This is a genomic window from Rothia sp. QJM3NY_36 (assembly GCF_056173115.1).
On record NZ_CM149658.1, the window covers coordinates 332636 to 346100 of the forward strand.

Sequence of the window (13465 nt, forward strand, 5' to 3'; positions counted from 1 at the left end):
GGGGCCCGCCGGTCCCGCGCTTCCCCTGGAGACGGACCGCACTGACATGACCCACCCCACCGCCCACGAGGCCGGATCCACCGCCTCCCCGGAGCCCGTCGGCTCCCCGACGGCCACCGCCGACCCCGCCCCCGGAGGATTCCATGAGGAGCAGAGCGGCTTCCAGAAGGGCCTCGGCCCGCGTCAGCTGCAGATGATCGCGATCGGCGGGGCCATTGGCACCGGCCTGTTTCTCGGGGCCGGCGGGCGCCTGGAGCAGGCCGGGCCCTCCTTGGCCCTGATCTACGCGGTGTGCGGATTCATGGGCTATCTCATCCTGCGGGCCCTCGGCGAGCTGGTGGTGCACCGGCCTTCCTCCGGCTCCTTCGTCTCCTACGCCCGGGAGCTGTTCGGGGAGAAGGCCGCCTACGTCTCCGGGTGGATGTACTGGCTGTTCTGGTCCACCACCGCGATCGTGGACTCCACCGCCATCGCCATCTACGTCGCCTGGTTCGGCCGCTACTCCGAGGCCGTCGCCGCGATCCCGCAGGGCGTCACGGCCTTCGCGGTGGTCGCCGTCGTGGTGGCCGCCAATCTCATCTCCGTGAAGGTCTTCGGGGAGATGGAGTTCTGGTTCGCGCTCATCAAGGTCGCGGCCCTGGTGATCTTCCTGGTGGTCGGGGTGATCATGGTCTTCACCGGCACCCCCAACGACCAGCCCTCGGGACTGAGCCTGATCACCGACCACGGCGGGCTGTTCCCCCGCGGGGTGCTGCCCGCGCTGCTGATCACCCAGGGCGTGGTCTTCGCCTACGCCGGCATCGAGCTGGTGGGCACCACCTCCGGGGAGACCCGCGACGCCGAGCGGATCATCCCCAAGGCCATCAACACGGTGATCCTGCGCATCGCGGTGTTCTACGTCGGCTCGGTGCTGCTGCTGTGCCTGCTGCTGCCCTACACCGCCTACTCCGCGGATGAATCCCCGTTCGTCACGTTCTTCTCCAGCATCGGCGTGGACGCCGCCGGTCCGATCATGCAGCTGGTGGTCATCACCGCCGCCCTGTCCTCCCTGAACGCGGGCCTGTACTCCACGGGACGGATCATGCATTCGATGGCGATGGCCGGCTCCGCTCCGCGCTTCGCCCGGCACCTGACCCGCTCCGGGGTGCCGTGGGGCGGGATCGTGCTCACCGCCGCCGTGGCGATGGTGGGGGTGGTGCTGAACTTCCTGGTGCCGGCCCAGGCCTTCGAGATCGTGCTGAACTTCGCCTCGATCGGCATCATGTCCACGTGGGTCGCGATCATCGCCTGCCATCTGCGCTTCCGGAGCCTGGCCCGCGCCGGCCGGTACCGGATCCCCGGCTACCGGATGCCCGGTGCGCCCTTCACGGACTGGCTGGTTCTGGCGTTCCTCGCCGGGGTGGTGGTGCTCATCGCCCGGGACTACCCGGTGGGCACCTGGACCCTCGGCGCGGCCCTGCTGCTGATCCCCCTGCTGATCCTCGGCTGGTTCGCCGTGCGCGGACGGGTCCTGGAGATCGCCGCGCAGCGGGAGGGATACACCGGCCTGAACCCGGTGGTCCCGCAGCGTCCGGCGGCCCGTCGGAGCCGGGACGCTCGGTAGGCGGTCTCGGGATATGGGTGCGGTGCGCGGGCGGCGGATGCTGCGCACGGTCGGCGTCCTGCTCCTCGCGGCGGCGCTGATCCTGGTCGCGGCCGTGGTGCGGCCCCGCGCCCAGGACGACGCGCAGGGACGGTACTTCCAGGACTTCTCCGACGGGCAGCGCACCAGCCGGTACCACGTGCTCGACGGCGGGGTGGACCGCTCCCGCCCCGTGGGGGTCGCCTTCTTCTTCGATGGGGACAGCACCGGGGAGGACGCCTGGTTCTGGAACCCGTACGGGGCGCAGATCCGCGCGATGGCCGCGGAGGTCAACCGCCGCAACCTGGTGCTGGTCCCGGTGCTCTCCCCGGAGGCCGAGGAGGCGGAGAACCCCGATGATCAGATCACCTGGTGGCTGCGGCAGCGCGACGACGGCGCGTGGTTCCGGGCCCTGGCCCGGCACCTGCTTCGCACCGAGCACCTGGACGCCTCCCGCTTGTGGCTGACCGGATACTCCGGCGGGGCCGACTTCATCACGGACGAGGCGCTGGCCCGGGACTCCGGGTGGATCCGCGGCGGCGGGGCGACGATCGTCGGCGGGGGCGAAGGCGACGGCTTCCCGACCGCCCCGAGCGCCGCCGTGAAGGGCATGGCCCTGACCTGGCACGAGGGCACCGAGGATGTGCCGGCCCAGGACGATCCGCAGGGCTGGTCCGGGACCACGGCCGGACGCGCCGGGTGGCGGCAGTATCGGGACGCCGGGTTCACCCGCGCGCGCTTCCAGACCGTGCCGGGAGCGGATCACGGCGGCTACGACGTCCACGCGCTGCTGGAGGAGGACCTGGAGCGCGAGGCCGCCGGCCGGTGATGGTGCGCCGGTCCAGCGGCGATCCGGTGCCGATCCCGCGACGTGCGCCGTGTTTGAGGGACGCGGTCTTCGAAGATCAGCTGAGAATTTCCGCCCCGGAGCCCGCCGGATGCAACCATCTGCGGAGCGACCGCGCAGGTCGCGCCGGGGAAGGCGCGTGTTCGAATATCACGGAACGGTGAACATTCTGGTCTGGACGGTCAGATTCGTGACGTTTCCTCTATAGACTCCATGGTGCCCGCGAGTCTCCGGCATCACAGCCGAGGGTGCGGGAGATCCCGTCACCTCACCCAGGAGCCTTCGAGTGAACAGCACCACCGCATCCTCCCGCGCCGGTCGGTACGTCCCCCAGCACAGCACCCGTCGCGGTCCCCGGGCCCACCGGGGCCGCCGCCCGCTCGGGACCCGCCCGCTGACCGCCGCGGCCCTGGCCACCGCGCTGGCGGCCGGGACCTTCGCCACCGGGCAGCTCGCCGACGCGCCGGTCGCCCAGGCCGCGCAGTCCGACATCGTGCAGGTCTCCGCCGCCCAGCGCGCCGCGGACCAGCAGAAGCTGCTGGACTCCATCAACTCCTACCGCCGCTCCCTCGGCCTGAAACCGGTCCGGTACTCCCAGACCCTCACGAACATCGAACAGGCCCACTCGGATGCCCAGGTGCGCGACGAGAGCTTCTACCACACCGACCAGTTCATGACGGATTCCCGGGCCGGGCGCTGGACCCACGTCAACGAGGTCATCGCCCTGTCCTATCAGAGCGACGTCAACCAGCTGCTGGCGTGGTGGAAGACCTCCGCCGCCCACAACGCCGCGATCACCAGCCCCAAGGCCGAGGTCATCGGCATCGCCCTGACCTACGCGGACGGCTCCCTGCAGCGCACCGGCCAGCCGTGGCGGCTGCTGGGCACCGTGAACCTCTACGGCTATGCCAACGGCGGCGCCCCCGCGGATGCGACCACCACCGTGGCCGGCGGTGCGGTCACCGTCCCGGCGGCCCAGGTGCAGCCCCAGGCCGCGGCCGCCTACAGTCCGTACGGGGCGATCGGGGTGACCTGGCGGAACTTCGGCGGGACCGCGGGCTTCGGCACCCCCGTGATGGCCGAGGCCCCCGCCGCGGACGGCGGCCGCTACCAGCGCTTCGTCAAGGACGGGCGGTACACCAAGGTCATGTGGAGCTCCAGCACCGGCACGCACTACATCAAGGAGTACGGCGGCATCGGCGCGACCTGGTCCCGGGCCGGCTACGAGCGCGGCTACGGCTACCCCGTGACCAACGAGTACCGCGTGGGCCGGGAGATGCACCAGCGCTTCTCCGGCGGCTACACCATCAAGTGGGATTCGGTGACCCAGCGAACCTGGGTCGAGCAATCCTGATCCCGACGTCGGTCCCGGGCCCCACCCGGTGCGGCGGGTCCCGCCGTAGGATGTGACGGTGCCCGCTGCGAACCCCGCCCCCGGCAGCCCCGTCGAGGGCGCCCCACGGCTGACCCGGACCCTGCTGCTCCTGATGTGCCTGGCCACGGGACTGTGCGCGGGCGGGAACTACTTCAACCAGCCCCTGCTGGACCGCATCGCCCAGACCCTCGGCGTGTCCGAGGCGGCGGCGGCCGGCTCCGTGACCGTCGCCCAGGTGGCCTACGCCGTCGGCCTGCTGCTGATCACCCCGCTGGGCGATCTGCTGGAGCGGCGTCGGCTGACCGTCGGGCTCATCCTGCTCACCGCGGCCGGGCAGCTGGCCGCGGGGTTCGCCCCCGTCTTCGGGGTGTTCCTGCTCGGGGTGGGGGCGGCCGGGCTGTTCTCCGTGGCCGCACAGGTCCTCGTGCCCTACGCGGCGCTGCTGGCCCCGCCCGGGCGGGAGGGGCGCGCCGTCGGGACCGTGATGAGCGGCCTGCTGGCAGGGATCCTGGTGGCGCGCGCGGTGGCCGGCCTGCTCGCCGAGCTGGGCGGGTGGACCCTCGTGTACCGGGTCGCCGCGCTGCTGATGGTCCTGGTGGCCCTGGGTCTGTGGCGCACGCTGCCGCCCTCGCGTCCGCAGGACCCGCCCACCTACCTCGGGCTGTTCGCCTCCATGGCCCGGCTGCTGCGCACCCATCCGCGGCTGAGCACCCGGTCCCTGGCCTCCGGGTTCTCCTTCGCCTCGATCTCCGCGGTCTTCGCGACCACCGCGCTGCTGCTGTCCGGCCCCGGCTTCGGGCTGGGCCCGGCGGCGATCGGCCTGATCAGCCTCACGGGGCTGGCCGGGACCCTGACCTCCCAGTGGGCCGGGCGCCTCACGGACCGCGCTCTCGTCCAGCGCGGCACCGGGGTGGGGGTGGCGCTGCTGGCGGCCGGGTGGGGTGCCTTCGTCCTCGGCGGGGGCAGCGTGGTGTGGTTCTGCGTCGGGATGGCCGTGGCGGACGGCGGACTGCAGCTGATCCACATCCTGTCGATGAACGCCGTCTACGCGCTGGAGCCCTCGGCCCGCGCCCGGCTGAATTCGGTGTACATGACCGTGTACTTCGTCGGCGCCGCCGTCGGCTCGGCGGCCGGGGTGTGGGCGTGGGACCGGTGGGGCTGGTCCGGGGTCTGCGGCGTCGGCTTCGCGCTGACCGCCCTGACGGGTCTGGCGGCCGCGGCCGACCTGGTGTGTGCGAGACGACAGCCGTGTAGCGTATAGCCCAGCGAATGGATCCTGGGGAGGCGGCACATGCTCGGTGTCATCGGCGGCGTGGGGCCCTGGGCGACCCAGGAGCTCTACCGGATGGTGAACAGCCTCACCGAGCAGACCAGAGCCTGCGCGGAGTTCGCCTGCTGATGCGCCGCCACCTGGGATTCCTCGGCGCCTGCCTGGGATTCACGGTGGTGCTGCTGGATACGACGGCAGTGGCCGCGATCCTGCCGGGCATCGTCGCGGACCTGGGCGACGGGAGCTCCGCCGGGATGTGGATCGCCGCGGCCTACCTGCTGGCCTTCGCGGTGCTGCTCATGCCCTGCGGCGCCCTCGCGGATCGGATCGGCCCGGGGCGGGCCTATCTGCTGGGGCTGGTGATCTTCGGCATCGGCTCCGCACTGTGCGCCGCGGCCCCGGGGGCCTTCGCCCTGATCCTGGCGCGAGTGGTCCAGGGCGTCGGGGCCGCGGCCATGGTGCCCGCATCCCTGTCCCTCATCGCGGGGCTGTACGTCGAGCGGCGCCTCGCGGCGGTGCTGGGCATCTGGTCGGCGATCTCCGGGGTGGCCGCCGCGGCCGGTCCCGTGCTGGCCGGTGCGCTCGCCGCCCGCTGGGGGTGGCCCAGTGTGTTCTGGATGAACCTCCCCGTCTGCGCGACGGCCCTGGTGCTGCTCGTGGCCATCCCGCCCACCGCCGCGTTCCCCGGCGCGACCAGCCGCGATCCGAGGGCCGACCGGGACGGGGTCGGAACGGCGGCCGCCGTGCTCTCCCTCGGACTGGGAGCGGGCATCGCCGCCGCGCAGCTGCTGCCCGAGCAGCCGATCGCTCTGCCCCTCCTGCTGGCGGTCGCGGCCGCGATCCTGGTGGGGCTGGGTCTGCGCCTGGACCGCCGGCGCGGACGGCCCGTGCTGTCCCTGTTCGACCACGGCCGGTTCCGCCGCGTCACCGCGTGCGCGCTGTTCCTCAACGCCGCCTTCTACGGGCAGTTCATGATCGTGCCCTTCGTGATCCGGGACCTTCTGCCCGACGCGCAGCGGGTCATCGTCCAGGGGTACGCCCTGGAGGCGCTCGCCGCGATCGCGGGCTCCCTGGCGGCCGCCCGCGTGCTGACCTCCTGGCCCCGACCCCGCCGGGCGGCCACCGGGCTGCTGCTGCTCCTGGCCGGTCTGACGGCGGTGGGCGCCGGCTGCCGCCTCGGCCTCTCCGGACTCGTGCTGCTCGGCTGCGCGCTGTGCGGGTTCGGCAACGACGTGGCGGCCGTGCTGCTGACGGCCGTCTCCGTCTCCGACGTGCCCGAGGCGGTGCGCGGGCGCGGTCAGGGGGTGTTCAACGCGGCCCGGCAGATGGGCAGCGCCGCCGGGGTCGCGGCCGTCGCTCTGGGCTCCGCCGCCCTGTCCGGGGCAGACCGGATCCTCCTGGTGCTCGCCGTTCCTGCACTGCTGGGGCTGTGCGGCGCCGCCGTCCTGCTCCGGCCCGAGCGCCCCGGTTCCCGCAGCGCCCGCTCCGCCCCGGAACCCTCGACGATCTAGGCTCGGGGACATGCTCGACCTCGCCGGACTGCCCCACCCCATCATCCAGGCCCCCATGGCCGGCGGCCCCTCCACCCCGGAGTTGGCCGCGGCCGTGTCCGACGCCGGGGGCCTGGGATTCCTCGCGGCCGGATACCTCGCACCCGAGGCCCTGGCCGAGCGGATCCGCACCCTGCGCGGGCTCACCGAGGCGCCCTTCGGCGTGAACCTGTTCGTCCCGGAGCGGCACCGGACCGATCCCGCCCAGCTGGCGGAATACTCCCGCGTCCTGCAGCCCTGGCGCACCCGCTGGCGGGTGCAGGCCCCCGCCGAGCTGCCCGGATACTCCGATGACCGCTGGCAGGCCAAGCTGGAGCTGCTGCTGGCGGACCCGGTGCCCGCGGTGAGCTTCACCTTCGGCCTTCCGGGCCCCGAGGTCCTCGCCCGCCTGCGCGGCGTCGGCACCTGGACCGCGCTGACCGTCACCAGCGCCGCGGAGGCCGGGCGCGCCGCGGCGCTGGAGCCCGACGCGCTGATCGTGCAGTGCCACCGCGCCGGGGGCCACCGGGGAACCCTGGCCGCCGACGCGCCGCTGGGGCAGGAGGAGCTGCCGGAGCTGCTGCGCGCCGTGCGCCGCGTGACGGACCTGCCGCTGATCGGGGCCGGCGGCATCGGCACCGCCGAGCACGTGCGCGCCGCCCTGGAGGCCGGGGCGGCGGCCACGCAGATCGGCACCCTGTTCGCCGCCGCCGCCGAGGCCGGGACCGGCCCCGTGCACCGGGATGCTCTGCTGCGCGCCGCCGCGGACGCCGCGGCGGGCCGGCCCCCGGAGACCGCGGTGACCCGCGCCTTCTCCGGGCGACCCGCCCGGGCCCTGGCCAACCGCTTCACCCGGGAGCTGGCCGACCACGAGATCACGGGGTACCCCGAGGTGAACGATCTGACCGCCCCGCTGCGCGCGGCCGCCCGCCGCGCGGGCGATCCGGAGGCCGTGAACCTGTGGGCCGGAACCGGGGTGGGCTGGGTGCGATCGGCTCCCGCCCGGGAGATCCTGGCCCGGCTGATCGCCTGAGGTCGGCGGCTCGCGGCTCCCGCCGGCGAGGAGCCGCGGAGCATCGGCGCCCCGCTTCACCTAGGATGGTGAGCATCATCACTTGATACCGCCCGGCTCACGCCGCGCGGGCCGATCCCGAGGGGGACCGACATGGACAAGCACCTCATGAGGACCGCGGGTCTGGCGGCGATCGGCATGCTCGCGCTGAGCGGCTGCGGCGCCGGAGGCTCCACCGACGCCGACGCCTCGGCCTCGCCCACCGAGGACAAGCCGATCTGCCAGCAGGAGGCCTCCGAGGCCACGACCATCGACTCCGCCCCGGAGGTGGAGTGGGTGGAGCACGATGGGCGCCCCTCCACGCCGAAGTCCGAGGACCTCGGACCCGCCGAGGAGAAGGACGGCATCGGCACCTGCTACCGCCACTCCCCGGAGGGCGCGCTCGTGGCCAGCGCCGACTTCATCTCCGTGATCATGAGCTTCGACGCCGACGAGGTGAACAAGCTCACGCAGGAGCACGCCACCGGCGCCGACCGGGACAAGATCACCGAGGACTTCCAGAGGCTGGAGGACACCTACCGGGGAACCGAGACGAAGCAGATCATCGAGGGCATGAAGGTGGCCGGATACAAGGTCGAGTCCTACTCGGAGGATCGGGCCGTCATCAGCGTGGCGTACAGCATGGAGGCGCAGGGCGCCCACCACGAGATCTCCTTCGCTCTGCCGCTGACCTGGCAGGACGATGACTGGTCCTTCGCCGCCGATGCGTACGGAGACTCCTCGGAGGACCTCACCGGTTACACCCCGTGGGCCCCGCGGCGGAGCGCCTCGAGCCCAGCGCCTCCGCCTCCTCCGGGTCGTAGATCTCCGCCGATTCGGTCCCTGACCGGCGCAGATGCCTCCGGCCCGCCGTCGACGCCTGAGTGTCACACGGCGGGTCGGAGTTGTCTTTATCAGCAGGCTGATTACTCTGGGAGGTGACCCCGGGACGGCGTGCGCCGCCCCACGTACCCGTCATCACCCGAGGATCCCATGATCGACTTCGTCCGCGAACGGTGGGGGCAGATCCTGTTCGCCAGCTGGCAGCACCTGAGCCTGGTGGTCCAATGCCTCCTGCTCGCCACGGTCATCGCCGTCGCCCTGGCCGCGCTGTGCTACCGACGCCGCAGCCTGACCTCCCTGGCCAACAACGTCACCGCCGTCGGCCTGACCATCCCCTCCTTCGCCCTCATCGGCCTGCTCGTGATCCCCCTGAGCTTCGGCGTCCTGCCCGCCGTCGTGGTCATCACCTTCTACGCCGTCTTGCCCATCCTGCGCAACGCAGTGGTCGGGCTGGCGGGGGTGGACCGGGCCACCGTGGAGGCCGCCCGCGGCATCGGGATGGGCCGGACCGCCGCCTTCCTGCGTGTGGAGCTGCCCCTGGCCTGGCCCGTGATCCTCGCCGGGATGCGGGTCTCCGCGCAGATGACCATGGGCATCGCCGCCGTCGCCGCCTACGTCCTCGGACCCGGGCTCGGCACCTACATCTTCTCCGGCCTGTCCCGGCTGGGCGGTGCCAACTCCCTGGAGTCCGTCGTCACCGGCGTCATCGCCGTGATGATCCTCGCCCTGATCCTCGATCTCATCCTCGTCCTCATCGGCCGCCTGACCACCTCAAGGGGTATCCGTGTCTGAGCACACCACCACCGCCACGCCCGACGCCGCCCGGAAGGACACCGGGTCCCAGACCCGGCAGAAGGGCGCGCAGATCCTCATCGAGAACGTGACCAAGCGCTACGGCTCCGGCAAGGCCGCCGTGGACCACCTGACCCTGGAGATCCCCGCCGGGCAGACCGTCATGTTCGTCGGACCCTCCGGGTGCGGGAAGACCACCACCCTGAAGATGATCAACCGGCTCATCGAACCCACCGAGGGGCGTCTGGTCATCGACGGGCAGGACGTCACCCGCATGAACGGGGACAGGCTGCGCCGCCAGATCGGCTACGTCATCCAGGCCGGCGGGCTCCTGCCGCACATGACCGTGGCCAAGAACATCGGCCTGGTACCCAAGATGCTCGGGTGGGACAAGCGGCGCATCGCCGAGCGGGTGGACGAGCTGCTGGACCTGGTCTCCCTGGACCCGGACACCTACCGGGACCGCTACCCCCGGGAGCTGTCCGGCGGGCAGCAGCAGCGCGTGGGCGTCGCCCGCGCCCTGGCCGCCGACCCGCCCGTGCTGCTCATGGACGAGCCCTTCGGCGCCGTGGACCCCATCACCCGTCAGCGTCTGCAGGACGAGCTGATCAACATCCAGAACGAGCTGCAGAAGACCATCGTGTGCGTGACCCACGACTTCGATGAGGCGGTCAAGCTCGGGGACTGGATCGCCGTGTTCGACGAAGGCGCGCAGATCGTCCAGTACGACACCCCCGAGCGGATCCTCGCCGAACCCGCCAGCGAGTTCGTGGAGAACTTCATCGGCTCCGGCGCCGGGCTGAAGCAGCTGGGCCTGGCCCGCGTGGAGGACGTGGACCTGCTCGAGGCGATCACCGGACGCGCCGGGGACAGCGCGGTGCAGCTGCTGGACCTGGTGGAGAAGGGCCGGCAGAACCACGCCGTCGTGCTCGACGAACGCGAGCGGCCCCTGGCCTGGCTCTCCCGCGAGCAGCTGCGGCGCCTCTCCTCCCTGCCCGTCGAGCGGGACGAGAACCTGCCGCTGGTCTCCCTGCGCTCCACCCTCAACGACGCTCTGGACATCATGCTCGTCGCCTCCACCGGCGCGGCCCTGGTGGAGGGCCCGCGCGGCCGCTTCCGCGGGGTGATCACCGTGGAGACCGTCATGAACTCCATCCGGGAGCTGCGCCGCTTCGACCCGGCCGAGCGCACCCCGGTGGGCAACAACACCGGGGAGATCTCCCGGCTGCCGGGACAGGAGACCGATGAGGGTCCTGCCGCGGCGGACGCGGATGCCGCGGCCTCGGATCCCGCCCCGTCCGGCGGCGGGGAGCCGTGGAACGCGGGAGGTGAGGCGCGGTGAGCCGCGACACCGAGACCGTTCAGAGCACGGACCGGCGCTCCTGGAAGGGGCTCATCGCGCAGCCGCTGGTCATCGCCGCCTTCCTCATCGGCATCGTCATCTGGCTGCTCAACGCGGACCTGTCCAAGACCGAGCAGGTCACCCTGGCCCCCGCGAACCTGTGGGATCTGACCTGGCAGCACCTGGAGCTCACGGTGGTCTCCGCCGTCGTGGTGCTCGTGATCGCGATCCCCCTGGGGATCCTGCTGACCCGCCGGCCCTTCCGGAAGCTGAACACCCCCGTCCTGGCGGTGGCGAACATGGGCCAGGCCGCCCCGCCCGTGGGCATCGTCGTGCTGCTGGCCTTCTGGCTGGGCTTCGGCTTCAAGGCCACGGTGCTCGCGCTGATCTTCTACGCGCTGCTGCCGGTGCTGCGCAACACCATGGTGGGCCTGGACGCCGTGGACCCGCGGGTCATCGAGGCCGCCCGGGGCATGGGCATGTCCAATGCGGCGGTGCTGCTCAAGGTGGAGCTGCCCCTGGCGGTTCCGGTCATGCTCGCCGGGATCCGCACCGCGCTGGTGCTGCTGGTCGGCACCGCCACCCTCGGCACGTTCATCGACGGCGGCGGACTCGGCCTGCTCATCACCACCGGGGTGAACCTGGCCCTGAACCGCGTGCTGATCACCGGGTCCCTCCTGGTGGCGCTGCTGGCGCTGACCGTGGACTGGGTGGCGCGCGTTTTCGAAGAAGTCGCCCGACCGAAGGGGCTGTGACCGCATGAGCTCCGCCTCAGCATCGAAGCCGCGGCACCGCGGCACCTCCCGCCGAGCCTGGAAGGCGGCATGGCTGCCCGCCGGCGCGGCGCTGCTCCTGGGGCTGTCCGGGTGCGGCCTGGCGCCGTCCACCTCCGCAGTGCCGGAGGTGCGTCCCGCGACCATCGCGGCGATCGACGGCGCCGGGGACCGCGAGGTCACCGTGACGTCCAAGAACTTCACCGAGCAGATCATCCTCGGCAAGATGGCGGTGCTCACCGCGAAGGCCGCCGGGTTCGACGTCACGGACATGACCAACGTGCCGGGTTCCGTGCCGTCGAGGAACATGCTGGTCGATGGCGATGCCCAGATCGGCTGGGAGTACACGGGCACCGCGTGGCTGACGTACATGGGCCACGAGCAGGCCCTGCCCGACGCCGAGCAGCAGTGGCAGGCGGTGAAGGACGAGGACGCTGCCAACGGGCTGGACTGGGGGCGCCCCTCCGCGGTGAACAACACGTACGCCTTCGCGGTCAATCAGGAGACCGCCCGGAAGTACGGGCTGAAGACGATGGACGACATCCGCACCAAGGTCCCGGTGCAGGATCGCCAGTTCTGCGTGGAATCCGAGTTCAACTCCCGCCAGGACGGGATGAACCCGTTCCTGCAGGCCTACGGCATCCCCCGAGGCAGCGCCGACGGCGTCCCGGAGGCCAACGTATCCGTGATGGACACCGGGTCCATCTACGCCGCGACCGGCTCCGGGGACTGCACCTTCGGCGAGGTCTTCACCACCGATGGCCGCATCCCCGCCCTGGACCTGGTGGTTCTTCAGGACACGAGGAGGTTCTTCCCGCAGTACAACGCCTCACCGGTGTTCAACGCGCAGCTGGTCCGGGATTATCCGCAGCTTCCGGAGAGGTTCCAGGAGGTCGCCGAGCGTCTCAGCGATGACACGATGCGCTCGCTGAACTACCAGGTCGACGTCGAGGGGAAGGACCCGGGGGATGTGGCCGAGCAGTGGATGGTCGATCAGGATCTGATCAAGGAGGGCTGAGTATGAGGGGAACGAGGAAGAGCCGGTGGAGCGTGATCGCGGCGATGGGCGCCGTCGGGATGCTCGCGCTGAGCGGGTGCGGGCTGCAGCCGTCCACCGCGGCACCCCCGAACATCGGCCCCGGTTCCCTGCAGCCCGTGGAGGGGGCCGAGGGGCAGCGGATCGTGATCACCTCGAAGAACTACACCGAGCAGCTGATCCTGTCCAAGATCGCGGTGATGACGGCGGAGGCCGCCGGGTTCGACACCGTGGACATGGCCAATGTGCCCGGCTCCCAGCAGGTCCGCCGCCTGATGCTCTCCGGGGAGACGGATATGTTCTACGAGTACACCGGCTCCGCGTGGCTGACGTACATGGGCCACGAGCAGGGCATCAAGGATCAGCGTGAGCAGTGGCAGGCCGTGAAGGACGAGGATGCGAAGAACGGGCTCACCTGGGGCCCGCCGGCGCCCATGAACAACACCTACGCCTTCGCCGTGAACCGGGAGTTCGCGCAGAAGTACGGGATCACCAAGCTCTCCGACATCAAGGAGAAGGTCCCGGTGAACGAGCGCAACTTCTGCGTGGAGACCGAGTTCAACTCCCGGCAGGACGGGTTGGACCCGATGCTGCAGACCTACGGCATCCCGCGCGGGGCCCCCGACGGCGTGCCGGAGAACGAGGTGTCCATCATGGACACCGGATCCATCTACGCCGCGACCGGGTCCGGGGACTGCTCCTTCGGGGAGGTCTTCACCACCGACGGGCGCATTCCGGCCCTGGACCTGGTGGTCCTGGAGGACGACAAGCACTTCTTCCCCAACTACAACGTCGCCCCGGTGATCAACACCGAGTTCCTCGAGAAGTACCCGGAGCTCATGGACCGCTTCGATCAGGTGGATGAGAAGATCACCAACGAGATGCTCATGGACCTGAACCGGCAGGTGGATGTGGACGGGAAGGATCCCGGTGAGGTCGCGAAGCAGTGGATGATCTCCGAGGGGTTCATCTCCGAGGGGTGAGCC

12 protein-coding genes are annotated in these 13465 nt (G+C 71.4%); all 12 read left to right on the forward strand.

All coding sequences use genetic code 11. From position 1 onward, the window contains the following. Window positions 1-46: 46 nt before the first annotated feature. The 12 genes from AC0VXQ_RS01440 to AC0VXQ_RS01495 all read left to right on the forward strand — a co-directional run bounded on the left by AC0VXQ_RS01440 (window position 47) and on the right by AC0VXQ_RS01495 (window position 13462). The gene (locus AC0VXQ_RS01440) at window positions 47-1603 is read left to right on the forward strand and encodes an amino acid permease (RefSeq protein WP_081046060.1); all 1557 of its coding nucleotides are present in this window, start codon (window positions 47-49) and stop codon (window positions 1601-1603) included. Window positions 1604-1616: 13 nt separating this feature from the next. Further along, the gene (locus AC0VXQ_RS01445; RefSeq protein WP_058731387.1) at window positions 1617-2450 is read left to right on the forward strand and encodes an alpha/beta hydrolase family protein; all 834 of its coding nucleotides are present in this window, start codon (window positions 1617-1619) and stop codon (window positions 2448-2450) included. 304 nt (window positions 2451-2754) lie between these two features. Further along, complete coding sequence (locus tag AC0VXQ_RS01450) at window positions 2755-3822, forward strand: CAP domain-containing protein (protein ID WP_232238409.1); 1068 nt, start codon at window positions 2755-2757, stop codon at window positions 3820-3822. 58 nt (window positions 3823-3880) lie between these two features. Continuing rightward, the gene (locus AC0VXQ_RS01455) at window positions 3881-5104 is read left to right on the forward strand and encodes an MFS transporter (RefSeq protein WP_475528847.1); all 1224 of its coding nucleotides are present in this window, start codon (window positions 3881-3883) and stop codon (window positions 5102-5104) included. A gap of 137 nt (window positions 5105-5241) precedes the next feature. Next, window positions 5242-6624 carry an MFS transporter gene (locus AC0VXQ_RS01460; RefSeq protein WP_165870000.1) on the forward strand — a complete coding sequence of 461 codons (1383 nt, stop codon included), beginning with the start codon at window positions 5242-5244 and terminating at the stop codon, window positions 6622-6624. 10 nt (window positions 6625-6634) lie between these two features. Then, window positions 6635-7675: a nitronate monooxygenase gene (locus AC0VXQ_RS01465; RefSeq protein WP_129357956.1), complete on the forward strand. Its 1041-nt coding sequence runs from the start codon at window positions 6635-6637 to the stop codon at window positions 7673-7675. A 132-nt stretch (window positions 7676-7807) separates the two neighbouring features. Continuing rightward, window positions 7808-8635, forward strand: coding sequence for a DUF8175 domain-containg protein (locus AC0VXQ_RS01470; protein ID WP_475528850.1), 828 nt, complete (start codon window positions 7808-7810; stop codon window positions 8633-8635). Between the two features lie 51 nt (window positions 8636-8686). Further along, window positions 8687-9328 (forward strand): ABC transporter permease, encoded by a 642-nt coding sequence (locus AC0VXQ_RS01475; RefSeq protein WP_058731050.1) that lies wholly within the window; start codon window positions 8687-8689, stop codon window positions 9326-9328. Beyond that, the gene (locus AC0VXQ_RS01480) at window positions 9321-10670 is read left to right on the forward strand and encodes an ATP-binding cassette domain-containing protein (RefSeq protein WP_196825778.1); all 1350 of its coding nucleotides are present in this window, start codon (window positions 9321-9323) and stop codon (window positions 10668-10670) included. The genes AC0VXQ_RS01475 and AC0VXQ_RS01480 overlap by 8 nt, the downstream gene beginning before the upstream one ends. Further along, on the forward strand, window positions 10667-11425 hold the full coding sequence (locus AC0VXQ_RS01485) for an ABC transporter permease (protein WP_058731051.1): 759 nt from the start codon (window positions 10667-10669) through the stop codon (window positions 11423-11425). Before AC0VXQ_RS01480 ends, AC0VXQ_RS01485 begins: the two co-directional genes overlap by 4 nt. Window positions 11426-11429: 4 nt before the next feature. After that, window positions 11430-12461, forward strand: coding sequence for a glycine betaine ABC transporter substrate-binding protein (locus tag AC0VXQ_RS01490; RefSeq protein WP_081046063.1), 1032 nt, complete (start codon window positions 11430-11432; stop codon window positions 12459-12461). A 2-nt stretch (window positions 12462-12463) separates the two neighbouring features. Beyond that, window positions 12464-13462: a glycine betaine ABC transporter substrate-binding protein gene (locus tag AC0VXQ_RS01495; RefSeq protein WP_058731052.1), complete on the forward strand. Its 999-nt coding sequence runs from the start codon at window positions 12464-12466 to the stop codon at window positions 13460-13462. The last annotated feature ends 3 nt before the right edge of the window (window positions 13463-13465 follow it).